23 protein-coding genes are annotated in these 23,348 nt (G+C 54.2%); 11 read left to right on the plus strand and 12 right to left on the minus strand.

Annotation, left to right across the window (positions count from 1 at the left end):
* Positions 1–5: 5 nt before the first annotated feature.
* The 10 genes from ACQG0S_RS11780 to pspA form a co-directional block, all read right to left on the minus strand.
* On the minus strand, positions 6–794 hold the full coding sequence (locus ACQG0S_RS11780) for a sugar phosphate isomerase/epimerase family protein (protein ID WP_023300245.1): 789 nt from the start codon (positions 792–794) through the stop codon (positions 6–8).
* A gap of 17 nt (positions 795–811) precedes the next feature.
* Positions 812–1,864 carry a zinc-dependent alcohol dehydrogenase gene (locus tag ACQG0S_RS11785; protein ID WP_015570403.1) on the minus strand — a complete coding sequence of 351 codons (1,053 nt, stop codon included), beginning with the start codon at positions 1,862–1,864 and terminating at the stop codon, positions 812–814.
* Between the two features lie 28 nt (positions 1,865–1,892).
* Positions 1,893–2,735, minus strand: a complete 843-nt coding sequence (locus ACQG0S_RS11790; protein WP_003856865.1) for a carbohydrate ABC transporter permease — start codon at positions 2,733–2,735, stop codon at positions 1,893–1,895.
* Entirely contained in the window at positions 2,722–3,603 is an 882-nt protein-coding gene (locus ACQG0S_RS11795) for a carbohydrate ABC transporter permease (RefSeq protein WP_022648300.1), read from the minus strand. The genes ACQG0S_RS11790 and ACQG0S_RS11795 overlap by 14 nt, the downstream gene beginning before the upstream one ends.
* A 21-nt stretch (positions 3,604–3,624) precedes the next feature.
* Positions 3,625–4,917: an ABC transporter substrate-binding protein gene (locus tag ACQG0S_RS11800; RefSeq protein ID WP_048966775.1), complete on the minus strand. Its 1,293-nt coding sequence runs from the start codon at positions 4,915–4,917 to the stop codon at positions 3,625–3,627.
* Between the two features lie 13 nt (positions 4,918–4,930).
* On the minus strand, positions 4,931–6,628 hold the full coding sequence (locus ACQG0S_RS11805; protein WP_048966774.1) for a sugar phosphorylase: 1,698 nt from the start codon (positions 6,626–6,628) through the stop codon (positions 4,931–4,933).
* A 184-nt stretch (positions 6,629–6,812) separates the two neighbouring features.
* Entirely contained in the window at positions 6,813–7,037 is a 225-nt protein-coding gene (gene pspD / locus ACQG0S_RS11810) for a phage shock protein PspD (RefSeq protein ID WP_006810818.1), read from the minus strand.
* Positions 7,038–7,049: 12 nt separating this feature from the next.
* Positions 7,050–7,409: an envelope stress response membrane protein PspC gene (gene pspC / locus ACQG0S_RS11815; protein WP_048966773.1), complete on the minus strand. Its 360-nt coding sequence runs from the start codon at positions 7,407–7,409 to the stop codon at positions 7,050–7,052.
* Entirely contained in the window at positions 7,409–7,633 is a 225-nt protein-coding gene (pspB, locus tag ACQG0S_RS11820; RefSeq protein WP_022648304.1) for an envelope stress response membrane protein PspB, read from the minus strand. The genes pspC and pspB overlap by 1 nt, the downstream gene beginning before the upstream one ends.
* Positions 7,634–7,682: 49 nt before the next feature.
* Positions 7,683–8,351, minus strand: coding sequence for a phage shock protein PspA (gene pspA, locus ACQG0S_RS11825; protein WP_022651342.1), 669 nt, complete (start codon positions 8,349–8,351; stop codon positions 7,683–7,685).
* A gap of 151 nt (positions 8,352–8,502) precedes the next feature.
* On the opposite strand from pspA, the gene pspF reads away from it, so the two are divergent.
* The 6 genes from pspF (at position 8,503) to sapF (ending at position 14,863) form a co-directional block, all read left to right on the plus strand.
* Positions 8,503–9,495, plus strand: coding sequence for a phage shock protein operon transcriptional activator (gene pspF, locus ACQG0S_RS11830; protein ID WP_162200560.1), 993 nt, complete (start codon positions 8,503–8,505; stop codon positions 9,493–9,495).
* An 88-nt stretch (positions 9,496–9,583) separates the two neighbouring features.
* A complete protein-coding gene (sapA, locus tag ACQG0S_RS11835) occupies positions 9,584–11,224 on the plus strand; it encodes an ABC transporter substrate-binding protein SapA (protein ID WP_022648307.1) in 1,641 nt (546 codons plus the stop codon).
* Positions 11,221–12,186, plus strand: coding sequence for a putrescine export ABC transporter permease SapB (gene sapB / locus ACQG0S_RS11840; RefSeq protein ID WP_022648308.1), 966 nt, complete (start codon positions 11,221–11,223; stop codon positions 12,184–12,186). Before sapA ends, sapB begins: the two co-directional genes overlap by 4 nt.
* Positions 12,173–13,063: a putrescine export ABC transporter permease SapC gene (gene sapC / locus ACQG0S_RS11845; RefSeq protein WP_006810824.1), complete on the plus strand. Its 891-nt coding sequence runs from the start codon at positions 12,173–12,175 to the stop codon at positions 13,061–13,063. Before sapB ends, sapC begins: the two co-directional genes overlap by 14 nt.
* Positions 13,063–14,055, plus strand: coding sequence for a putrescine export ABC transporter ATP-binding protein SapD (sapD, locus tag ACQG0S_RS11850; RefSeq protein WP_003856840.1), 993 nt, complete (start codon positions 13,063–13,065; stop codon positions 14,053–14,055). The genes sapC and sapD overlap by 1 nt, the downstream gene beginning before the upstream one ends.
* Before the next feature lies 1 nt (position 14,056).
* Entirely contained in the window at positions 14,057–14,863 is an 807-nt protein-coding gene (sapF, locus tag ACQG0S_RS11855) for a putrescine export ABC transporter ATP-binding protein SapF (protein WP_003856838.1), read from the plus strand.
* Here sapF and ACQG0S_RS11860 read toward each other — a convergent pair.
* A complete protein-coding gene (locus ACQG0S_RS11860) occupies positions 14,860–15,450 on the minus strand; it encodes a TetR/AcrR family transcriptional regulator (RefSeq protein ID WP_022648309.1) in 591 nt (196 codons plus the stop codon). The two genes, sapF and ACQG0S_RS11860, sit on opposite strands and share 4 nt — an antisense overlap.
* A gap of 131 nt (positions 15,451–15,581) precedes the next feature.
* Between ACQG0S_RS11860 and ACQG0S_RS11865 the strand changes: the two genes are divergently transcribed.
* The 5 genes from ACQG0S_RS11865 to pdeR all read left to right on the plus strand — a co-directional run bounded on the left by ACQG0S_RS11865 (position 15,582) and on the right by pdeR (position 22,411).
* Positions 15,582–15,983 (plus strand): RidA family protein, encoded by a 402-nt coding sequence (locus ACQG0S_RS11865; protein ID WP_048966771.1) that lies wholly within the window; start codon positions 15,582–15,584, stop codon positions 15,981–15,983.
* 281 nt (positions 15,984–16,264) lie between these two features.
* Entirely contained in the window at positions 16,265–17,053 is a 789-nt protein-coding gene (fabI, locus tag ACQG0S_RS11870) for an enoyl-ACP reductase FabI (RefSeq protein ID WP_048966770.1), read from the plus strand.
* A 153-nt stretch (positions 17,054–17,206) separates the two neighbouring features.
* Complete coding sequence (locus ACQG0S_RS11875; protein ID WP_048966769.1) at positions 17,207–18,193, plus strand: oxidoreductase; 987 nt, start codon at positions 17,207–17,209, stop codon at positions 18,191–18,193.
* Between the two features lie 88 nt (positions 18,194–18,281).
* Positions 18,282–20,216, plus strand: coding sequence for an exoribonuclease II (locus ACQG0S_RS11880; RefSeq protein ID WP_022648312.1), 1,935 nt, complete (start codon positions 18,282–18,284; stop codon positions 20,214–20,216).
* A gap of 206 nt (positions 20,217–20,422) precedes the next feature.
* Positions 20,423–22,411, plus strand: a complete 1,989-nt coding sequence (gene pdeR / locus ACQG0S_RS11885) for a cyclic di-GMP phosphodiesterase (RefSeq protein WP_063147225.1) — start codon at positions 20,423–20,425, stop codon at positions 22,409–22,411.
* Here the strand turns inward: pdeR and ACQG0S_RS11890 are convergent.
* Complete coding sequence (locus ACQG0S_RS11890) at positions 22,408–23,277, minus strand: crotonase/enoyl-CoA hydratase family protein (RefSeq protein WP_022648314.1); 870 nt, start codon at positions 23,275–23,277, stop codon at positions 22,408–22,410. The two genes, pdeR and ACQG0S_RS11890, sit on opposite strands and share 4 nt — an antisense overlap.
* Positions 23,278–23,348 lie beyond the last annotated feature (71 nt).

The following is a 23,348-nucleotide window of genomic DNA, read 5'->3' on the forward strand; positions in this document are numbered from 1 at the left end:
CATCCTTAGCATTCACGCAGGTAATTGAGTGAGTCCTGATAGGCTTGAGCCGGATCGTCGGCACGAACCCGGCACTCGTACACCACATAACCCTGATAGTTATCAGCACGCAGCTGACCGAACAGGCTGGCGAAATCGAGGCTGCCGCTGCCCGGCTGATAGCGGTGGTTATCAGCAATGTGCACATGACCCAGCAGGTCGCGGTTGTGATGCAGCGCTTCCGTCAGTGAGTCTTCTTCAATGTTCATGTGGTAGAAATCACCGATGATCTGCACGTGCTTCAGGCCGTTCTCTTCGATGTAACGACGCGCGTCGGCCAGGGTGTTGATCATATGATCCTGATAGCGGTTCAGCGGCTCCAGGTAGACGGTAGTACCGGTGCGCGCTGCTACCTCATCCAGCCAGCGCAGGGAAGCGCTGACCGCTTTGCGATCGCCATCCAGGCTACGTGGCGAAGTCATTGGCGGCAGACGGAAGGTAAACATCCCCCAGGCAGCCGGGACGATAATCCCTTTGCCGCCCACTTCTGCCAGCGCTTCCAGAATGCGTTCAATCTGCTGGAGACCGTTCAGGCGGCGTTCTTCGATGAAATCCCCGATCCAGCCATCGTATCCGCCACACGCCGTCGTGACCGGCAGACCGGTGGCTTTGATAGCGGCTTTCACTTCGTCGAGATGTTCAACCAGCAGTCGGCCATCAATTTCATAGCCATCAAATCCCATCGCTTTGATGTATTTGAATTTTTCCATGATAGTGGTCGGAAAAAAGGCCTGGTTTTGTGTTGCGATTTTCATGATTTGCTGTCCTTAGCTTAAAAAGTAACGCCCATTTTGATACTGAGTTCCGGGTGCTGATCGACATACTTCATGTAGCTTTCCGGGCTGGTGGTGAAGGTGACGACCGGGTCGATCAGATCTTCACAATTGAGATAACCGTTCATCAGCAATTCCCAGCAGGTCTCTTCAATACGCTTGCGACTCCAGCGTGGATAATCCGGGTTGGGTTCACTGCATGCGCGGGAGAAGACAATCTTCGCGTTGTTGAAGTGTGCTTCGCGGCCCAGGTTGAAGCCTGCCGCAAAAGGTTTGGCGAAAGCCACGTAAGAGATCGTGCCGCCGTAGGCGAGTCCGCGCAGCGCAGATTGCAGCGCATCTGCAAAGCCGCTGGTTTCGATGATCACATCCGCGCCCTGCTTGCCGGTCAGTTTCTTAATTTCAAGACCGACATCGGTACCGATTGGGTTCAGGCAGTGGTCTGCACCGTGACGGCGGGCGATCTCACAGCGATGTTCAATAGGATCGACACCAATAACCACTGACGCGCCAGCTTTTTTCGCCAGCTGAATCGCAATCTGGCCAATAGCGCCCAGCCCGACAACTACAACGAAATCCCCTACGCGGACGTTAGCATCACGCACGCCGCTCATGGCAAACTGAGCCGGATCGTAACAAACAGCGTTTTTCCAGGATGCGCCCTGTGGCATTTTGCGCAGCTTATAGTTGTTCACCGCGTTGACGATGACCGTTTCCTGCAATGGGCCGTAGCAGCAAACGCTGTCGCCGATCTGGTATTCCGTTACGTCCGCACCACATTCGATGATGTCGCCGACGATCATGTTTCCCAGCTGGAATTTACCAAATTCGATGCCGCGTGCTGCCCCCTCTTCACGTGGGGTAAACATCTGCCACTCGGCGTTAAACTCTTCATCAATGAACGGGCTTGCCGCGCGGAAATCCACAACTTCGGTGCCGTGTTTCGGGGCGCCATAACGGGCACGAATCTTCACTTCATGTGCTGCAACAGGACGATCTTCGTATTCCACCAGCGCCGCTACACGAGGCGCTGTCGCAACTAATTTTTTCATGACTCACTCCTTGTTAAAATCGGCCGCCTCAGCCCTTTACGCCGCCGGCGGTCAAACCACTTTTAATAAAACGTTCAGACAGGGCATACATAATGACAACGGGCAGTGCCGTCACCAGCGATGCCGCCATCATGCGACCCCAGATGTAATCTGGCGTACTGAAGAGCGTGTTCAGCCCCACCGGCAACGTGAAGTTGCTGGCGCTGGACAGGAAAATGGAGGCGAACAGGTAGTCATTCCACGCCACCATGAAGCAGTAAACGAAGACTGACACCAGACCCGAGATCGCCAGCGGCACGGTGATGCGGAAGATGATTTGCAGGCGGTTCAGGCCGTCCATCATCGCGGCTTCTTCGATTTCGTCCGGGATAGTGTCGAAATAGCTGCGCAGCATAAAGACCGCAGTCGGCAACGTCTGCGTCACCATGGTGATGATCAGCGCCAGCTCGGTGTCATAAATGCCGAGCGCGGTGATGATTTTGAACAGCGGCACTACCAGCAGGATCCCGGAGAACATATAGACGGTGTAGAAGCTCGCATTGATCGTCGTGCGCCCTTTAAAGCGCAGTTTGGATAATGCATAAGCGCCCAGCGTACCGAGAAACACCGCAATGACCGAGGAGGTCAGCGACACCACCATGCTGTTACGGAAATAATCCACAAACGGGAAAATCAGCGGGTTAAAGATGTCGATGTAGTGCTGTAACGTCCACTCCTGCGGCAGGATAGTCGGGTGCAGTGAGATCGCCTCTTTCGCGCTTTTGAACGATGTCATCAGCATCACAAAAAACGGAAACAGCGTGATAATCAGGAATACCGCCAGTCCCAGATAAAAACCGATACGGCCCAGAACGCGTTTATTTGTTGCCATTGAGGTTTACCCTTTTTCTGGTCAGCAGAATGACAGCGAATATGATCACAAACAGCACAACGGAAATGGCGGCTGCTTTACCCAGGTCATTGAACGCAAAGGCGGTTTTGTAGAGATATACGCCCAGAATGTCGACCTTGGTGGTGAGCAGATAAACATCCGCAAACATGTAGAACATCCAGATGGTGCGCAGCGTGACCACCGTGGCCAGCACCGGCATGATGGCGGGCAACGTCACGATACGAAAACGCTGCCAGGCATTCGCCCCGTCCATCTCTGCCGCTTCGTACAAGGATTTATCAATGGTCTGTAGAATCGCGAGGAACGAGATAAAGGCGTATGGGAAGTAACGCCAGATGGCGAACAGCACGACCAGGACAAAACTGCTGCCAGGGTTATCGAACCACAGCGGCGCCTGATCGTAGAGATGCAGCAGATCAACGCCAAGATAGTTCACAATTCCGTAGCCGTTGTTGAACATGTATTTCCAGGCAAATACCAGTGAAATAGACGGCGTCACATAGGACAGTATCACCAGTGAACGTGCCGTTTTCCGCATGCGGAATTCACGGTTAAAGAAGATCGCTACGGCCAGCCCCAGTCCGGTGCTGCCGATCACCACCAGCGCCGTATACCAGAACGTCATCCACAGGGAGTGCCAGAACGCAGCATCGCCCAGGATGCGAATGTAGTTATCCAGACCGACGAACACCGCATCAATACGCGGATTCAGCGGTAAACGTAAAAAACTGATTTCAATGTTAGAAATCATTGGCCAGGCCACCAGGCCCCCCAGCAAAATCAGGCTGGGGGCCAACAGCAGCATGGCGAAAGGCATATCTGAACGACCAGAAAACAACGTCTTCATAATTCCCTTCGCAAAGCGCTCCTATCGTTGTGATATCAGGTCAGTCAGTTTCTTCTGGCTGTTGCTTAACGTCGCATTGAGATCTTTTTGTCCCACCGTCACGTTATGCACCATGGAACTGATAATGCCGGACCCGGTAACATCTCCCATGCGGGTAAAGTTCTTGTCGCCCACGGCACCAAACACCTGGACGTTCGGGAACTGCGCAATCAGCTCGTAAGGCAGTTGACCAAAGGCCTTGATAACGTCGTTGTTTTTCCAGGAATCTGTGCCCACCACGAGTTTATTGACCGGTAGCGCGGCGCCCGGAGACATCATGACCCAATCAGAGGCGTTCTGAGCCTGCTCCATCCAGGTGACAAATTTCTCGGCGGCCTGCGTTTCATCTGCGGTCTGGCCGGTAGTGATCGTCAAAGAAGTGATCATGCCGTACACGGCTGATGATTTTTCCGTCGGGACCACGAACCCCAGGTTGGCCGGATTGCCATCTTTGAAGACCGCGGGCAGGATATAGGTAGAGTAAACGGCCATAGGCGCAGAACCGTTCATGAAGGCGTCTTTGATCTCCATGACATCATTCGAGCCCGGCATGGTGTTCGCGGCCAGTGCCCTATAAAACTCCAGCGCTTTCGACATCTCAGGGGTATCGATTTTCACGCTGCCGTTTGCATCAAAGACGTTAGCCCCTCCTGACAAAGCAAACTGCGAGAAAGCCTGCTCAGTCATAACGCTTTCTGCGGTTGGAAGCGCGATGCCGTAATGTTTTTTCGCCGGATCGTTGAGCGCCTGACTGGCTTTCAGCAGTTGTTCCCAGTTGTGCGGTTCCTCGATCCCCGCTGCCGCGAGCGCATCTTTGTGATACCAGACGCCGGACAGCCAGGCGCTAACCGGCACCCCCGTCCATGCGCTGCCATCTTCCGTGCGAACAACGCGTAAAATGCCGTCGTAAAATGTCTCCTCGCCCACCGCCTTGACGGCGCGGCCGATGGCGTCACGATCCAGCAACTGCTCTTTATCCATGACTTTGGCGTAGTCATGACTGATCTCTATCACCTCCGGTAGCGCACCGGTACGGGCCAGAGTAATAACCTTGGTGTTATAGGCATCTTCCTCAACGGGTACCTGTTTCACCGTTATAGTCGGGTTCTCTTGTTCGAATTTTTCAATCAATTTCGTGATAACGGCCTGACGCTCCTGTTCTACCGACGAGTGCATGAACTCAATGGTGACCTGAGATGCTTTATCGTCCTTACAGCCTGATAACAGGGCGCACGAAACCAGTGCTGATAACAGCACAATTTTTGGCATTTTCATTTTAGGGTCCTTTTTAGTTTTCTTTAATCCACATTACCTGCCATGGATTGAGGATCAGCTCCGTACCGCTAATATCCTGTCCTGATAATAACTCCTTACCAGAAAGCGTTTGTTCATAAACGGTCTGCATTTTATTGCTAAAATTAAATAATGCTGTAATTCGCTCGCCATTTTCAGCAACACGAATAATTTTAAGAATTTGTTTACCCACTGCGTCGAAAGCAACCTGACTATCCGGATGGAACGCCCTCTCGCCGCGACGAATAGCGATAAGCTCACTCAAACGAGAATAAATTTGATAACGAATACTCTTCTTATTATTCAGTTCGCTATCAAGCTGCCCCGCCGTGTATTTTTTCCGGTTAATCGCGCGGTTATATCCGAGGCGTTCGACGCCTTCATAATCGTTCCGCGAACCAAGAATGCTCTGAATATAAACAGCCGGGACGCCTGGGAAACTTAACAACACAGCATGCGCGAGGAGGAACCGTGCAATACGTTCCTCATCTGAACTGTCTTGTAAACTTAACGCATCAAGATAGGTGACATTAATTTCATAAGGGCTTCGCGTTCCGTCAGGATTATTTTTCCAGTTGACCAGCGCGCCTTCCTGCTGAAGATTTTCGACCAACGAGAGGATCTCTGATTCCGGAAGAATGCCGCGCAGCGGATTCAAACCGATACCATCATGCGAGGCCAGGAAATTAAACCATGTAGTGTGTGAAGAAGGCAGTGCCAGCGACCCCGCCCATTGGCAAAGTGCTTTCACATCCTGACGATGAACGGCATGCAGCACCAGCGGAGGTAAGGAAAACTGATAGACCATCTGGGCTTCGTTTTCACCATCACCGAAGTAAGAGATGTTGTCTTTGTGCGGAACATTTGTCTCAGTAATGATCACCGTTCCAGGTGCCACGGCGTCCGTAATGGCGCGGAACAGCTGGATAAGGCAATGAGTTTGTTCCAGATGGATGCAGGTTGTTCCCGGGATTTTCCACATAAACCCGACCGCATCCAGACGGATATAACGCGCCCCTTCCATGAGGTAATGGAGCAGAACGTCAACCATTGCAATCAGCACCTGCGGCGAGGCGAAATTGAGATCGATCTGGTCATCGCTGAATGTAGTCCATAAATGACGAACGCTGCCATCATTAAGCGTAAACGGCGTCAACAGCGGTAGAGCGCGTGGGCGCGTCACCGCGGATAAATCGGTTTCCGGATCGACAGAAATAAAGAAATCTTCATAACCAGGCTTCTGCGCAAGATAATTCGCAAACCATTCGCTTTTCGCTGACATATGATTGCAAACGAAATCAAACATTAAGCTGGCTGACTGTTTTAATTCCGCGACATCGCGCCAGTTTCCCGTTTCAGGTGCAACGGTATGATAATCAATAACGGAAAAACCATCATCTGATGACCACGGATAGAAAGGTAAAAGATGGACATGAGAAAAAGTACGAGAAAGCCACTCATTATAGAACCGGGTAAATACCGGCAATGCTTTCTCCCCTTTCGCGGAGATCTGATCGGCATAGGTAATCAGAACAACATCTTTTTCATCCCAGCCTGACTTACGCTTCTCCGTAATATTAACCGCCGCCTGTTGAAGCTTAGTTAATAACACGTCAAAGTGTGCATCTGAAAATGATTCACCGTAAATATGATTGATAAGGTATTTAATTTTTGCGTTCACATTATTTTCCATGGTAGCGGTCCCACGGAGTGGCAATCTACTCCCATGAAAAATAACTGTCAACGGACCTGGGGGCTGAAAAAGGCATTCTCAAAGCAGCGCAACGCAGTAATGTGAGCTGCCGCAAAGAAAGAGAAAAAGCAGAGGGGGAATTCATGCCCTCTCTCAGCGCGAGAAAGGGCTTATATGAGCGGGATTAGCGTGAAAAGTAGCGACGTGAAACGCGTTTTGCCAGTTTTTGTAACAGCGGCTCCAGGGCGACCGCCAGCAACATTCTGACCGGCTTACGGGCAACAGACTTGATCGCCCAGCCCGCCACACCAGCCGGACCATAACGTAACGCCGTCATCAGAACCAGTTTACCTGCGATTTTCAGGCCGGGTTTTACCTTCTGACCGGCCTGTTGCCAGTTTTGTTTCATGTAAGTTCTCTCTTAAAGCTGACGGAAACGACTTCTCAGCGTAAAGGTATCGGAGGTGACATAACGTTCCATCTCGCGCAATCGCTTCTCCCCTGCGCTCAGCTGTTCATCCACCGCGTTAAGAAGATCGCTGCTGGTTGGCGTGTTTTCCGCATCCAGTTCACCTTCCGGCATCGGATCAAGTACAAACGACAGAATGATGTAAGCCACCAGTGTAATAAAGGCCAGGCCAAAGAAAATCGACAATACGGTGACCACACGTACCAGTTTTACCGGGACATCCAGATAGTGTGCCAGGCCGGCGCAAACGCCCCGAACCATGCCCTGCTGCGGGATGCGCCACAGTTTTTTATTCAGACTTAGTCCAGCCATTAACGCTCCCTCCAGTTCGGGTGTTCCGCATCCAGGATGGCTTCCAGCGCCTGAATACGTTCGCGCATTTTGTTTGCCTCAGAAGAGAGCTGCGCCAGCCGCTGTTGCTCGCTTTGCGACAGCTCCCCGCGAGAAGAGCGGTTGCTGTAGTGCAGCCATAACCAGATGGGCAGAACAAACAGCACGAAAATTGTCAGGGGTATTGCCAGAAAAAGCGCGCTCATGTGTACTCCTTGTCTTGCGATGCGGCACGCTCAGGTGCCGCAGGATTTATTATTGGTTGTCTTGCTTCATTTTGGCTTTCAGCGCCGCCAGCTGCTCGCTAATTTCATCATCGGCTTTCAGGTCAGCAAACTGCTGATCCAGGGTTTTCTGCTTACCGATGCTGTGGCTTTCGGCTTCCGCTTCCATGTGGTCGATACGACGTTCGAACGATTCGAAACGCGCCATCGCTTCATCCAGTTTGCCGCTGTCCAGCTGGCGACGCACGTCGCGGGACGAACTTGCAGCCTGGTGGCGCAGCGCCAGCGCCTGTTGACGTGCACGGGTTTCGCTGAGTTTGTTTTCAAGCTCACCAATCTCTTTCTTCATACGCGTCAGAGTATCATCCACCAGCGTCACTTCATGTTCCAGCGTGGCAACCATATCGGTCAGCTTCTGCTTCTCAATCAGCGCAGCGCGGGCCAGATCTTCTTTATCTTTGCGCAGCGCCAGTTCAGCTTTTTCCTGCCACTCGTTAAGCTGGGCAGTCGCCTGCTCAATACGACGCGTTAACTGCTTCTTCTCTGCCAGCGCGCGGGCGGAGGTGGAGCGTACTTCAACCAGCGTGTCTTCCATCTCCTGAATCATCAGGCGCACCAGCTTCTGCGGATCTTCTGCTTTCTCCAGCAGCGAGTTGATGTTGGCGTTCACGATGTCGGCAAAACGAGAAAAAATACCCATAATTCAATCCTCATAGTTCTGTTATCGGGCGATGCCCTGCTGAGTAGTTAATACAAATCCCATGCCAACTTTTTATCTTATTGATTTTACTGGGTGTGATTGATATTTATCCATCCAGCGGCTATTCTCACCTGGTGAATATCACTAAGGAGTGGTTAATTTCATCATGGCTGAATATAAAGACAATTTGCTTGGCGAGGCAAACAGCTTCCTGGAAGTGCTTGAGCAGGTATCGCGCCTGGCGCCGCTGAATAAACCGGTGCTCATTATCGGTGAGCGCGGAACGGGTAAAGAACTTATCGCTAACCGTCTGCACTTTCTGTCTGGCCGCTGGGACGGGCCTTTTATTTCGCTTAACTGCGCGGCGCTGAATGAAAATTTGCTCGACACGGAGCTTTTCGGTCATGAAGCCGGCGCGTTTACTGGCGCACAAAAACGGCACCCCGGTCGTTTTGAACGTGCCGATGGCGGAACGCTCTTTCTCGACGAGCTGGCGACCGCGCCAATGCTGGTACAGGAAAAGCTGCTGCGCGTCATTGAGTATGGCGAACTGGAACGCGTTGGTGGAAGTCAGCCGCTTCAGGTTAACGTTCGCCTGGTGTGCGCCACTAACGCCGATCTGCCCGCGATGGTTGCAGAAGATAAATTCCGCGCCGACCTGCTGGACCGGCTGGCTTTCGATGTCGTCCAGTTGCCGCCGCTGCGTGAGCGACGCAGCGATATCATGCTGCTGGCCGATCAATTTGCCATTCAGATGTGCCGGGAACTGGGCCTGCCGCTCTTTCCGGGCTTCAGCGAACAAGCCACCGAGACCCTGCTCGGTTACCACTGGCCGGGGAATATCCGTGAACTGAAAAACGTGGTGGAACGGTCTGTTTACCGTCATGGCAGCAGCGAGACCGAACTGGACAACATTATTCTCGATCCGTTTCGGCGCGAGGTTAAACAGCCCCTTGATCCGGCGGCGCGCCAGCATGATCCGGCGTTGCCGCTCGATTTACGCCAGTTCCAGCATCAGCAGGAGCAGCAACTGCTGGAACGGAGCCTGAAAGAGGCGAAATATAACCAGAAACGGGCAGCTGAACTGCTGGGTCTGACCTACCATCAGTTAAGGGCATTGCTCAAAAAACATCAAATGCGCTGACATTATCAGCACTTACCCCCAGACATTTTTACGAAGCAGGCGTAAGTGCGATACACTTTGCAGATCGAATCTAAAAACCTTAAAAACTATGCGCCTGGTTTTATCATCCCTGTTTGCACTCGGTCTGTTCAGCAATCTGGCCTTTGCTGCGCCCGATCGTACTGCGCCTCCTGATATTCGTGATAGTGGTTTCGTCTATTGCGTCAGCGGGCAAGTTGATACCTTTAACCCGCAAAAGGCGGGGAGCGGCGTGATTGTTGATACGCTGGCCGCACAGATTTACGATCGCCTGCTCGACGTCGATCCTTATACCTATCGGCTGGTTCCGGAGCTTGCTGAAAGTTGGGAAGTGCTTGATAACGGCGCCACGTACCGCTTCCGTCTACGCGATGATGTGGCTTTTCAGCACACCCCGTGGTTTACCCCAACCCGCAAGCTCAACGCGGATGACGTGGTTTTCACCTTCCAGCGCATCTTTAACCGCAACCATCCGTGGCATAACGTCAACGGCGGAAACTTCCCCTACTTCGACAGTCTGCAATTCGCGGACACGGTCAAAAGCGTTCGTAAGCTGGATAACCGCACGGTTGAGTTTCGCCTGACGCGCCCGGACGCCTCCTTCCTCTGGCACCTGGCGACGCACTACGCGTCCGTCATGTCAGCCGAATACGCGGATCAGCTGACGAAAAAGGATCGTCAGGAACGTCTCGATCGTGAGCCTGTGGGCACAGGACCCTTCCAGTTAGCTGAGTACCGCGCCGGACAATACATTCGCCTGCAACGACACGATCATTTCTGGCGCGGCAAACCGCTGATGCCGCAGGTTATTGTTGATCTGGGTTCAGGTGGAACAGGTCGCCTCTCCAAACTGCTGACCGGTGAGTGCGACGTCCTTGCGTGGCCTGCGGCCAGCCAGTTGACTATTTTGCGCGACGACCCCCGCCTGCGCCTGACCCTACGCCCGGGAATGAACATCGCCTATCTGGCGTTTAACACCGATAAGCCACCGCTGAATAATCCGGCCGTGCGCCATGCGCTGGCGTTAGCGATCAACAATCAGCGTCTGATGCAGTCGATTTATTACGGCACCGCGGAAACCGCCGCCTCTATTCTGCCCCGCGCCTCCTGGGCCTATGACGGCGAGGCGAAGATCACGGAATATAATCCGGCGAAAGCGCGCGAACAGCTTAAAGCACTGGGGGCAGAAAACCTGACGCTTCAGCTGTGGGTACCCACCAGCTCTCAGGCGTGGAACCCTAGCCCGCTGAAAACCGCCGAACTGTTGCAGGCAGATATGGCCCAGGTGGGCGTGAAGGTGATCATCGTTCCTGTCGAAGGCCGTTTCCAGGAGGCGCGTCTGATGGACATGAATCACGACTTAACGCTGGCTGGCTGGTCTACCGACAGTAACGACCCGGACAGCTTCTTCCGTCCGCTGCTGAGCTGTGCGGCGATCAACTCCCAGACCAACTACGCGCACTGGTGTAACCGGGAATTTGATGCTGTGCTGCAAAAAGCCCTCTCATCTCAACAGCTTGCTTCACGCATTGAGGCCTACGATGAAGCGCAAAATATTCTGGCCAGAGAGCTTCCCGTGTTGCCGCTTGCCTCTTCCCTGCGCCTTCAGGCCTACCGTTACGATATAAAAGGGCTGGTACTCAGCCCGTTTGGTAACGCCTCCTTCGCGGGCGTGACTCGTGAGAAAGAACAAGAGGTGAAAAAACCATGATTATATTTACCTTGCGGCGGCTGCTGTTACTGCTGGTCACCCTGTTCTTCCTGACCTTTGTCGGCTTTAGCCTTAGCTACTTTACGCCGCACGCCCCGCTTCAGGGCTCATCCCTCTGGGACGCCTGGCTGTTCTGGTTTAACGGCCTGTTGCACTGGGATTTTGGCGTGTCCAGCATCAACGGACAGCTCATCTCTGAGCAGCTGAAGATGGTTTTCCCGGCCACCATGGAGCTGTGTATACTCGCCTTTGGCTTTGCCCTCATGGTGGGGATCCCGGTGGGGATGCTGGCGGGAATTTATCGCAATAAATGGCAGGATAAATTCATCAGCGCGCTTGCCTTAATTGGCTTTTCCATCCCTGTTTTCTGGCTGGCGCTGCTGCTTACCCTCTTCTTCTCACTGACGTTAGGCTGGCTTCCGGTGTCTGGCCGTTTCGACCTGCTATATAACGTGCAAACGGTGAGCGGCTTCGCCATCGTTGACGCCTGGCTTTCCGATTCAGTCTGGCGCGACGAAATGATCGTGAGCGCCCTGCGCCATATGGTGCTGCCAGTGCTCACGCTGGCCGTCGCACCGACGACCGAAGTGATCCGCCTGATGCGCATCAGCACTATCGAAGTCTTCGATCAAAACTATGTGAAAGCCGCCGCCACACGCGGACTGTCTCGCCTGACGATTCTACGTCGCCATGTGCTGCACAATGCGTTGCCGCCGGTAATCCCACGGCTTGGGCTGCAATTCTCAACCATGCTGACGCTGGCGATGATCACCGAGATGGTTTTCAGCTGGCCGGGCCTTGGACGCTGGATGATCAACGCCATTCGCCAGCAGGATTACGCTGCGATCTCCGCCGGAGTGATGGTGATTGGCTCGCTGGTTATTATTGTTAACGTTGTTTCCGATATTTTGGGTGCCATGGCCAACCCGTTGAAGCATAAGGAATGGTATGCCTTACGATAACGTCTACAGCGAAAAGCGCACGCCTGGTGCGCTACGCACCGTGTGGCGTAATTTCTACGGCGACACCACGGCGATGATCGGCTTTTACGGCTGCATTGGCCTCGTGTTGCTGTGTGTTTTTGGTTCGTGGTTTGCCCCGTATGGCATCGATCAGCAGTTCCTTGGTTATCAGCTTTTACCGCCATCGTGGTCGCGTTACGGGGAGGTTTCGTTCTTCCTGGGGACTGATGATCTCGGACGCGACGTGCTAAGTCGTTTACTGAGCGGCGCCGCACCTACGGTAGGCGGCGCGTTCGTGGTCACCCTGGCCGCCGCGATATGCGGCCTTGCGCTGGGCATTTTTGCCGGCTCTACCCATGGGCTGCGGTCTGCCGTGCTTAATCATATTCTTGATACCTTGCTCTCGATTCCTTCGCTGTTGCTGGCGATTATCGTCGTGGCCTTCGCGGGGCCGCACCTCACACATGCGATGTTCGCCGTCTGGCTGGCCATTCTGCCCCGCATGGTGCGATCGGTTTACAGCCTGGTTCACGACGAACTGGAGAAAGAGTATGTCGTCGCCGCCCGTCTGGACGGTGCCACCACGTTTAATATTTTGTGGTTTGCCGTGCTGCCTAACATTGCCGCCGGGCTGGTGACGGAGATCACCCGCGCCCTGTCGATGGCGATTCTTGATATCGCAGCGCTGGGCTTCCTGGACCTGGGCGCGCAGCTCCCCTCCCCGGAATGGGGCGCAATGCTCGGCGATGCTCTGGAGCTGATTTACGTCGCGCCGTGGACGGTCATGCTGCCGGGCGCGGCCATTATGGTGAGCGTTCTGCTCGTTAACCTGCTTGGCGACGGGATCCGCCGCGCAATCAATGCGGGGGTGCAATAATGCCGTTACTTGATATCCGCAACCTCACGATCGAAATTAAAACGGGCGAAGGCTGGGTTAAAGCGGTGGATCGCATCAGTATTACGCTCGCAGAGGGCGAAATACGCGGGCTGGTGGGCGAATCGGGTTCCGGTAAGAGTCTAATCGCCAAAGCCATTTGCGGCGTGGCAAAGGACAACTGGCGGGTGACCGCCGACCGTATGCGTTTCGACGACATCGATCTGTTGCGTCTCTCCCCGCGCGAACGCCGTAAACTGGTGGGCCATAACGTCTCGATGATTTTTCAGGAGCCGCAATCCTGTCTCGATCCGTCCGAGCGCGTCGGGAAACAGCTGATGCAGAATATCCCCGGCTGGACCTATAAAGGCCGCTGGTGGCAGCGTTTCGGCTGGCGTAAACGCCGTGCCATTGAGCTATTGCACCGTGTGGGGATCAAAGACCATAAAGACGCGATGCGCAGTTTCCCCTACGAACTGACCGACGGTGAATGCCAGAAAGTGATGATTGCTATCGCCCTGGCCAATCAGCCGCGTCTGCTGATTGCGGACGAACCGACGAACGCGATGGAGCCAACGACTCAGGCGCAGATTTTCCGCCTGCTCACGCGTCTGAACCAGAATAACAACACCACCATTTTGCTGATCAGCCATGACCTGCAAATGTTGAGCAAGTGGGCGGATAAAATTGACGTGATGTATTGCGGACAAACGGTAGAAACCGCGCCAAGTGAAGACCTGGTGACGACGCCGCATCATCCCTACACGCAGGCGCTGATCAGGGCGATCCCTGATTTCGGCAGCGCAATGCCACACAAGAGCCGTCTGAATACTCTGCCTGGCGCGATTCCGCTGCTGGAATCGCTGCCCATTGGCTGCCGTCTGGGTCCGCGTTGCCCGTATGCTCAGCGTAAATGCATTGAAACACCGCGCCTGACAGGGCCGAAAAATCATCTGTTTGCCTGTCATTTCCCGCTGAACATGGAGAGAGAGTGAAATGGTCGAAACCTTACTGGAAGTCCGTAACCTGAGTAAGACCTTTCGCTATCGCACCGGCCTGTTTCACCGTCAGACCGTCGAGGCGGTTAAACCGCTGAGCTTTACGCTGCGCGAAAAGCAGACGCTGGCGATTATCGGTGAAAACGGCTCGGGCAAATCGACCCTGGCAAAAATGCTCGCGGGTATGGTTGAGCCAAGCGGCGGTGAAATACTGATTGACGATCATCCTCTGGAATTTGGTGACTACTCTTTCCGCAGCCAGCGCATTCGGATGATTTTTCAGGATCCGTCAACGTCCCTCAACCCGCGCCAGCGTATTTCGCAGATCCTGGATTTCCCGCTGCGGTTGAATACCGACCTGGAGCCGGAAGCACGTCGCAAACGGATTGTCGAAACCCTGCGTCTGGTAGGTCTCCTGCCCGACCATGTCAGCTATTACCCCCACATGCTGGCCCCGGGCCAAAAACAGCGTCTCGGACTGGCCCGCGCGCTGATCCTGCGCCCGAAGGTCATTATCGCCGACGAAGCGCTGGCGTCGCTGGACATGTCGATGCGTTCGCAACTCATCAACCTGATGCTGGAGCTACAGGAAAAGCAGGGGATATCGTATATCTACGTGACTCAGCACCTGGGCATGATGAAGCACATCAGCGATCAGGTGCTGGTGATGCACCAGGGTGAAGTCGTTGAGCGCGGCAGTACCGCTGACGTGCTGGCCTCCCCGCTCCACGACCTGACAAAACGCCTGATTGCCGGACACTTTGGTGAAGCATTGACGGCCGATGCGTGGCGGAAAGATCGTTAGCCGTTGCGTAACCCGCTTGCCAGCAGAGTAAACACCTCAATGGCATGCGGCAGCGTCTTCTGCGGCTCGTCACTCGCGGCAATCATCAAGGCAGCATTCAGCGCAACGCCGTTCAACAGATGGGCTGCGACTTTCGCATCCATTTTTTTAAGCACGTTGCGTTCGATTAATTTTTCGATGGTCTGGCGGGTCGACTCAAGACAGCTGTTCTGGCTGGGCCATTGCGCCGGATCGCCCAGAACGGCCGGACCGTCAAGAAGCACGATACGCTGAACTTCCGGAACGAGCGCCATGTTGATGTAGGCGATACCTTCCGCCAGCAGTCTTTCCCAATCATCGTCTGTGGCCGCGGCAACGGCTTTCGCGTTGCCCGCCATTTCGCTGTCTATCTGCGCGACCACCGCCGCCAGTAACCCTTTCTTATCTCTGAAATTATGATACAGCGCACCGCGCGTTAACCCCACGCTTGCCGTCAGTTCATCCATCGACGCTGCAGCAAAGCCTTTCTCAGCAAACGCCTTTCGCGCCGCATGAATCAATTTTTCGCGATTTTCCTGAGCTGTTTCAGCACGACGTTTTGTAGCCATAGAACTTCCTATAAAAGCGATATTTTTAATTTGACATACGCGGCGTATGTGAATTACATTTTTCACATACATTACGTATGTTACTTCTCTTAAGTAACCACAACAACGCCTCTGACAGAAAAGGAAATGCCATGCATCCACGTAATCCTGTCTTCCCTGCCAATCGACATGCCCTTTATGAGGAGCATGGCTATTCGGCTGCTATTCGCTCTGGCGATCTGTTATTTGTTTCCGGTCAGGTCGGCAGCCGCAGCGATGGCACGCCTGAACCTGATTTCGCCGCTCAGGTGCAGTTGGCATTCGATAATTTACAGGCGACATTGACCGCGGCAGGATGCACTTTTGACGATCTGATTGATGTCACGACGTTTCATACCGATCCAGAAAACCAGTTCCCCGTCATCATGGAGGTGAAAAAACTGGTGTTTCCACAGCCACCTTACCCAAACTGGACGGCTATCGGCGTTAACTGGCTGGCCGGATTTGATTTTGAAATTAAGGTTATTGCCCGAATCCCCTCGCCAGCGAATTAATATCCGGCCGTCTTAGCGTGAAGCTTCTGGCCAACCTCTGGTTGGATGAGGCGAACCCAGCACCTGGTGATATACTGCTGGAATACACACGAAATAGCCTGATAAAGAGTCAGTTCAACGTCTTTCGTGCGCCCAGTCACGGCACGTGAGCGAGAAATATCGTGACACAAGGGGCTGTGAGTGGGCTATAATTTCGAGCTAATTTCGAATGATTTTGAAATACTGCCTGTAACGCTATGAATTACAAGGCAAAATAAGCAATGAATATAAGGATTAAAGCTATGGGTTTTCTTTCCGGTAAGCGCATTCTGGTAACTGGCGTTGCCAGCAAACTGTCCATCGCATACGGCATCGCAAAGGCTATGCATCGCGAAGGCGCTGAGCTGGCGTTCACCTACCAGAACGACAAGCTGAAAGGCCGTGTTGAAGAATTTGCCGCGCAGCTGGGTTCCAGCATTGTTCTGGAATGTGACGTTGCACAAGACGAAAGCATTGATGGCATGTTTGCTGAACTGGCTAAAGCATGGCCGAAATTCGACGGTTTCGTTCACTCCATCGGCTTCGCTCCGGGCGACCAGCTGGACGGCGATTACGTGAACGCGGTTACCCGTGATGGCTTCAAAATCGCCCATGACATCAGCTCCTACAGCTTCGTTGCGATGGCAAAATCCTGCCGCGCGATGCTGAACCCGGGCGCCGCCCTGCTGACCCTGTCCTACCTGGGCGCAGAACGCGCTATTCCTAACTACAACGTTATGGGTCTGGCGAAAGCGTCTCTGGAAGCCAACGTGCGCTATATGGCGAACGCAATGGGTCCTGAAGGCGTGCGTGTTAACGCAATTTCTGCGGGTCCAATCCGTACTCTGGCCGCTTCCGGGATCAAAGATTTCCGTAAAATGCTGGCACATTGCGAAGCGGTTACCCCGATTCGTCGTACTGTTACCATCGAAGATGTGGGTAACTCTGCGGCATTCCTGTGCTCTGACCTTTCCGCGGGTATCTCCGGCGAAGTGGTTCACGTGGACGGCGGCTTCAACATCGCTGCCATGAACGAGCTGGAAATCAAATAAGTCTGTTACTCTCTTCCCGCCTGGGAAGAGAGTTTTCTCCCCTCCCCGCACTTCGTTATTCCGTTCTGCTATTTGTTATCACCTAACAATATTTTTCCCCTCATCCGCCTTACGCCAGGATATTGATCGCCATTTTGAGATCAAGGAACGCCCATGGAACAACGCCGTTTTTCCGGCAAAGGCCACTGGTATCACGAAACCCAGTCGAATCATTCGCAGACGGACGTTCTGCCGCTGGTGCCTGAAGCCGCTAACGTCGACGATCGTTTTTTGCTCGATTTAGCCCTGCCTGACGACATTGCCGCAAGCTGTTGTGGGTGGCTTACGCCAGCCCGAACCTTGTGCCGCCTCTTATTCCCGCTCGATACTCCCGTAAACCGTCTGCACACGCTTAGCGCCTACGACAGACTGAGCACGGCGTTGACGGTTTCCCAGGCGTGTGGCGTCCAGCGGCTCTGTAACCACTACGCGGCGCTCCTCGCCCCCCTTCCGGGCCCCGACTCTTCCCGGGAAAGCAATCGACGCCTTGCAGAAATCACTCAGTATGCCCGCCAGCTGGCGAGCTCTCCGGACGTCATTGACGATAAAGCGCAAACTCAGCTTGATGAGGTGGGACTGTCAACGTATGACATTGTGCTTATCAACCAGATCATCGGCTTTACTGGTTTTCAGGCGCGGGCGGTTGCAGTGTTTCAGGCGCTGCTTGGCCATCCGGTACGCTGGCTACCGGGACACCACATTCAGCCCCATACACTACCGCTGAGCTTTACCCGATGGACAGCCACCCAGCCCGTAGTCGAACTAAAATATGCCAGTGCGGTTCAACTTGAGGCGCTCTCACGCTGGCAGGCCGAACCTGCGCTTTCAGCGCTCACGCCGGTTCTCTGCCATGAGCCGATGCTGCTGAATCTGACGGGCGAGATACTGGTTAACCACCCACAAAGCGAAGCCCAGCCATCTGCATCGCTCTCAGCCGCCCATACGCTGCTGCTTACGTCTCCCGATCGTTTTAGCGCCGCCCAGTTAACGCCTCTCACGGAGGCCGGTATCCCACCGGGCAAGGCAATTAACCTGTTAACCCACGGCGCTTTTAATGGCTGGCTGGACCGTCTTCGCGTGGCGCTTGGCAAAGAGGAATAACCACACGCTTTACCTAAAGAGCGCTTGCTGTAGCAGTGAGAATCGCGTAAAACTGTCAGCCGCTCAATGGCTACGAAAATAGAACATTATGTTTCAGGACAACCCGCTGCTAGCGCAGCTTAAACAGCAACTACATTCCCAGACGCCCCGTGCAGAAGGGGTCGTAAAAGCCACGGAAAAGGGCTTTGGCTTTCTTGAAGTTGACGGACAGAAGAGCTACTTCATTCCGCCTCCTCAGATGAAGAAAGTGATGCATGGCGACCGCATTTCGGCCGTTATTCATACCGAAAAGGAACGAGAGTCTGCCGAGCCGGAAGCACTGATCGAACCTTTCCTGACCCGCTTTGTCGGGAAAGTGCATAAAAAAGACGATCGTCTTTCTATCGTACCGGATCATCCTCTCCTGAAAGATGCCATCCCTTGCCGCGCCGCGCGTGGCGTTGAGCATGACTTTGTCGAGGGTGACTGGGCGGTTGCCGAAATGCGCCGTCATCCTTTAAAAGGCGATCGCGGTTTCTACGCCGAGCTGACCCAGTTCATCACCTTTGGCGACGACCATTTCGTCCCATGGTGGGTGACGCTGGCGCGCCACAACCTCGAAAAAGAAGCGCCGGATGGCGTCGCGACCAAAATGCAGGACGAAGGTCTTGAGCGTCGCGATCTGACAGCGCTGGACTTTGTCACCATCGACAGCGCCAGCACCGAGGATATGGACGATGCGCTGTATGCCGAAGAGGCAGCGGATGGCAAAATGCATCTGACCGTCGCCATCGCCGACCCTACCGCATGGATTGTCGAAGGCAGCAAGCTGGACGAAATGGCCAAAGTGCGTTCGTTCACCAACTACCTGCCGGGCTTCAACATCCCGATGCTGCCGCGCGAGCTTTCCGACGATCTCTGCTCCCTGCGTCCCCATGAAGTGCGTCAGGTACTGGCCTGCCGCATGACCATCGCGGCTGACGGTACCATTGAAGAAGATATCGAATTCTTCGCCGCCACCATCGAATCCAAAGCCAAACTGGCTTATGACAACGTGTCCGACTGGCTGGAAAATACCGGCAGCTGGAAGCCTGAATCCGATAATATCGCTGCGCAAATTCGTCTGCTGCATCGCGTCTGCCAGAGCCGCAGTGAGTGGCGCCAGACCCACGCCCTGGTATTTAAGGACCGCCCGGACTACCGCTTTGTGCTGGGGGAAAAAGGCGAAGTGCTCAACATCGTCGCCGAGCCACGCCGTATTGCCAACCGTATCGTTGAAGAAGCGATGATCTCCGCCAACATTTGCGCCGCACGCGTGCTGCGCGACAAGTTAGGCTTTGGCATTTACAACGTGCACACCGGCTTTGACCCGGCTAACACCGAAGCGCTGGCCGCCCTGCTCAAAACCCATGACGTCCACGTCGATCCGGAAGAGGTGCTGACCCTGCCAGGCTTCTGCAAGCTGCGCCGCGAGCTGGACGCACAGCCGTCAGGTTTCCTTGACAGCCGCATTCGCCGCTTCCAGTCCTTTGCGGAAATCAGCACGGAGCCAGGCCCGCACTTCGGTCTCGGTCTTGAGGCTTACGCCACCTGGACCTCCCCGATCCGTAAGTACGGCGACATGGTTAACCATCGTCTGCTGAAAGCGATCATCAAAGGGGAATCTGTTGCCCGGCCACAGGATGAGACTACGTTGCAGATGGCAGAGCGTCGCCGTCTGAACCGTATGGCGGAGCGTGATGTAGGCGACTGGTTGTACGCGCGTTTCCTGAATGATAAGGCAGGGACTGACACCCGTTTCCCGGCTGAAATCATTGACATCAGCCGCGGCGGTATGCGCGTGCGTCTGGTGGATAATGGCGCCGTTGCCTTTATTCCTGCCCCGTTCCTGCATGCCGTTCGCGACGAACTGGTTTGTAGCCAGGAAAACGGGACCGTGCAAATTAAAGGCGAAACGGTTTACAAAGTCACTGACGTGATTGATGTAAACATCGCTGAAGTCCGCATGGAAACCCGCAGCATTATCGCGCGCCCTGTCGCCTGATAACCGCGTAGACTCCCGGCCGTTCCGTTCAGAGATGGCCGGGAGTTCTCCCCAGTATTATCTCTCGCAAAATCATCGTTTTTTCTCACACTTTTCTGTTTCCCACCGCCACATTTCGCCAGAATTATCTACAGTAAAAAGAGCCGTCATAGTCGACTGCAAATGAATAATTTGTGCGCTACTCAGCAGCCGCGGGAGAAAACGGGATGGACGATCTGGAGCAGAATTTGCTGTTTCGTTACATGGGTACGCATAGCCCCTGGTGGCGACTAACAGCAGACAGCAATGCTCTGCATCTTGCTGCCAGTGAAAGCGCTGAAATCGTTCAGGTGGTTGCGCTGGACGATGAGCAGGCCGCTCTGATTCGCCAGCTCACCGTTATCACGTCCAGCATTGCCATGACCCTTCCCTTGTATGGTTTGGACGTTCCCGTCCATCTTGTCGGTCGTAAAATTAACAAAAATGAGTGGGCGGGAACGGCATCAGCATGGAACGACACGCCTTCCGTGGCGCGCGATCTGGCGCAGGGACTCTCCTTCGCCGAACAGGTAGTGTCCGAAGCTAACTCCGTAATTGTCATCCTCGACCAGAACGGGAATATTCAGCGCTTCAACCGTTTAAGTGAAGAATATACGGGCCTGAAGGAACAGGAAGTCATCGGGCAAAACGTGTTTAAACTGTTCATGAGCCGCAGCGAAGCCGCGGCCTCAAAACGCAACATCACCGGTTTTTTTCGTAACGGCAGCTCCTACGAAGTCGAACGCTGGATCAAGACCCGCAAGGGGCAACGCCTGTTTCTCTTCAGAAATAAATTCGTTCACAGCGGCAGCGGGAAAAATGAAATTTTCCTCATCTGTTCAGGTACCGACATCACGGAAGAGCGCCGGGCCCAGGAGCGCCTGCGCGTTCTCGCCAATACGGATACGATTACCGGTTTGCCTAACCGAAATGCCATCCATGAGCTGATCTCCGACGCCATCACCTCCCGGGGCGAAACGCAGGTGGGCGTGGTTTATCTCGATCTGGATAACTTTAAAAAAGTGAACGATGCCTATGGGCATATGTTTGGCGACCAGCTGCTACAGGCCGTTGCGCTGGCGATCCTGAGTTGCCTGGACGACGGACAAACCCTGGCGCGCCTGGGTGGGGATGAGTTTATCGTGATGGCCACCGATACCTCGCAGGGCGCACTGGAAGCTATGGCGTCGCGCATTCTGACCCGACTGCGGCAGCCTTTCCGCATCGGGCTGATAGAGGTTTACACTGGCTGCTCGCTTGGTATCGCGCTTGCGCCCCAGCACGGTAACGATCGGGAAAGCGTCATTCGCAATGCCGACACCGCCATGTACACCGCCAAGGAAAATGGCCGGGGTAAATTCTGCGTCTTCTCGCCAGAGATGAACCAGCGCGTATTTGAATATCTGTGGCTGGATACCAACCTGCGTAAAGCGCTGGATAACGATCAGCTGTTAATTCACTACCAGCCAAAAATGACCTGGCGCGGCGAAGTCAGAAGTCTGGAGGCGCTGGTGCGCTGGCAGTCGCCGGAGCGTGGCCTGATCCCGCCGATGGAATTTATCTCCTATGCGGAAGAGTCAGGGCTGATAGTGCCCCTTGGCCGCTGGGTTATGCTCGATGTGGTGCGCCAGGTGGCAAAATGGCGCGACAAAGGGATCAACCTGCGCGTCGCGGTCAACGTTTCCGCCCGTCAGCTGGCGGACCAGACCATCTTCAGTGACCTGAAGCAGGCGCTGAAAGACCTGAATTTTGAATACTGCCCGATTGACGTGGAATTGACCGAAAGCTGTCTCATCGAAAATGAAGAGCTGGCCCTGTCAGTGATCCAGCAATTTAGCCGCCTGGGGGCGCAAATTCACCTTGATGACTTTGGTACGGGGTACTCTTCCCTGTCGCAGCTGGCGCGCTTCCCTATCGACGCCATCAAGCTTGACCAGTCCTTCGTCCGGGATATCCATAAGCAGTCCATTTCACAGTCGCTGGTGCGCGCGATAGTCGCCGTGGCACAGGCGTTGAATCTGCAGGTCATTGCTGAAGGGGTGGAGAGTGCAAAAGAAGACGCCTTTCTGACGAAGAATGGCGTCAACGAACGGCAGGGTTTTCTTTTTGCTAAGCCCATGCCCGCAGCCGCATTCGAGCGATGGCTAAAGCGCTATCAGGCCAGGAATGTCCGTTAGCTGGCTTTGCGTAAGCCCGTCGCCTGATGGCGATTTTGCAGCATAACCAGCCGCTCCATGTAGGCGATATCCTTCGGTTCAAGGCAGAAGGCGGCATCCACCCAATCCTCTGTAATGTCCATCAACTCGCTTCGCGGAAGTGGCAGAACACGCGTACGCGCGCGCAGCATGGCCCTTACGCCGTTCAGCTTCGGCTGTAGCGTGTCGATAAACGTCCGTACCGAAACATAGCTCTGTAACGGCTCGAATAAGAGATCCACAAGACCGTGCTGTTCATACCATTCCGCCGTATGCGACTCACCTTTATAGATCAGCGCCTCTGCCATTTTCATGCCGGCACGACGCGCCACCAGTGAATAACCGCCCATGCCAGGGAACAGATTGAACGCGATTTCCGGAAAGCCTAATCGGGCATCGCGCTGGGCCAGAATGAAATGATGCGCCAGCGCGGCTTCAAACCCGCCCCCTAACGCGCTTCCTTCAACCATCGCCAGCGTGACAGCACCGGTATCAAACCCTCGCGAGGCGGCATGAACGCAGTCCACACAGGCCCGGGCATAGGCGCGTAACGCTTCGCGTCGGTTGTTTTTGATGCACTCAACGAAGAATTGTAAATCACCGCCGGTATTGTAGATGTCAGGGACCAGCGATCCGGTGACCCAAAAATCAACGACATATCCGGACTGGCGAACCAGCCAGGAGAGATTCATGATCTCCTCGATCAGCGCATGATTGAAGCAAGGCCGTGGCGTGGCACGTAACATCATCCACACCGTGCGCCGTTCGGCCTCATAATAAGCCGCCAGTTGAGTGAATCGTTCAGCATCAGTAAACAATGTGCAGGTTGTCTGGTTGATAACTGTCATAGTCGAATTCCTCTTATAAAAAAGCGCGTTGCGCGCAGTTTTAGACTAATCCACCCCTACAACCCGCAGCA

This window comes from Enterobacter cloacae complex sp. 418I7 (assembly GCF_050030705.1).
Classification (GTDB): domain Bacteria; phylum Pseudomonadota; class Gammaproteobacteria; order Enterobacterales; family Enterobacteriaceae; genus Enterobacter; species Enterobacter intestinihominis.

Bases quoted from the DNA above. Each gene is read 5' to 3' on its own strand.
- ACQG0S_RS11800 (WP_048966775.1), bottom strand. From the start codon at position 4,917: ATGAAAATGCCAAAAATTGTGCTGTTATCAGCACTGGTTTCGTGCGCC.
- ACQG0S_RS11780 (WP_023300245.1), bottom strand. From the start codon at position 794: ATGAAAATCGCAACACAAAACCAGGCCTTTTTTCCGACCACTATCATG.
- sapF (WP_003856838.1), top strand. From the start codon at position 14,057: ATGGTCGAAACCTTACTGGAAGTCCGTAACCTGAGTAAGACCTTTCGC.
- fabI (WP_048966770.1), top strand. From the start codon at position 16,265: ATGGGTTTTCTTTCCGGTAAGCGCATTCTGGTAACTGGCGTTGCCAGC.
- ACQG0S_RS11860 (WP_022648309.1), bottom strand. From the start codon at position 15,450: ATGGCTACAAAACGTCGTGCTGAAACAGCTCAGGAAAATCGCGAAAAA.
- ACQG0S_RS11790 (WP_003856865.1), bottom strand. From the start codon at position 2,735: ATGGCAACAAATAAACGCGTTCTGGGCCGTATCGGTTTTTATCTGGGA.
- ACQG0S_RS11875 (WP_048966769.1), top strand. From the start codon at position 17,207: ATGGAACAACGCCGTTTTTCCGGCAAAGGCCACTGGTATCACGAAACC.
- ACQG0S_RS11805 (WP_048966774.1), bottom strand. From the start codon at position 6,628: ATGGAAAATAATGTGAACGCAAAAATTAAATACCTTATCAATCATATT.
- sapA (WP_022648307.1), top strand. From the start codon at position 9,584: ATGCGCCTGGTTTTATCATCCCTGTTTGCACTCGGTCTGTTCAGCAAT.
- pspB (WP_022648304.1), bottom strand. From the start codon at position 7,633: ATGAGCGCGCTTTTTCTGGCAATACCCCTGACAATTTTCGTGCTGTTT.
- pdeR (WP_063147225.1), top strand. From the start codon at position 20,423: ATGGACGATCTGGAGCAGAATTTGCTGTTTCGTTACATGGGTACGCAT.
- ACQG0S_RS11785 (WP_015570403.1), bottom strand. From the start codon at position 1,864: ATGAAAAAATTAGTTGCGACAGCGCCTCGTGTAGCGGCGCTGGTGGAA.
- ACQG0S_RS11795 (WP_022648300.1), bottom strand. From the start codon at position 3,603: ATGAAGACGTTGTTTTCTGGTCGTTCAGATATGCCTTTCGCCATGCTG.
- sapC (WP_006810824.1), top strand. From the start codon at position 12,173: ATGCCTTACGATAACGTCTACAGCGAAAAGCGCACGCCTGGTGCGCTA.
- ACQG0S_RS11865 (WP_048966771.1), top strand. From the start codon at position 15,582: ATGCATCCACGTAATCCTGTCTTCCCTGCCAATCGACATGCCCTTTAT.
- sapB (WP_022648308.1), top strand. From the start codon at position 11,221: ATGATTATATTTACCTTGCGGCGGCTGCTGTTACTGCTGGTCACCCTG.
- ACQG0S_RS11880 (WP_022648312.1), top strand. From the start codon at position 18,282: ATGTTTCAGGACAACCCGCTGCTAGCGCAGCTTAAACAGCAACTACAT.
- pspA (WP_022651342.1), bottom strand. From the start codon at position 8,351: ATGGGTATTTTTTCTCGTTTTGCCGACATCGTGAACGCCAACATCAAC.
- pspD (WP_006810818.1), bottom strand. From the start codon at position 7,037: ATGAAACAAAACTGGCAACAGGCCGGTCAGAAGGTAAAACCCGGCCTG.
- sapD (WP_003856840.1), top strand. From the start codon at position 13,063: ATGCCGTTACTTGATATCCGCAACCTCACGATCGAAATTAAAACGGGC.
- ACQG0S_RS11890 (WP_022648314.1), bottom strand. From the start codon at position 23,277: ATGACAGTTATCAACCAGACAACCTGCACATTGTTTACTGATGCTGAA.
- pspC (WP_048966773.1), bottom strand. From the start codon at position 7,409: ATGGCTGGACTAAGTCTGAATAAAAAACTGTGGCGCATCCCGCAGCAG.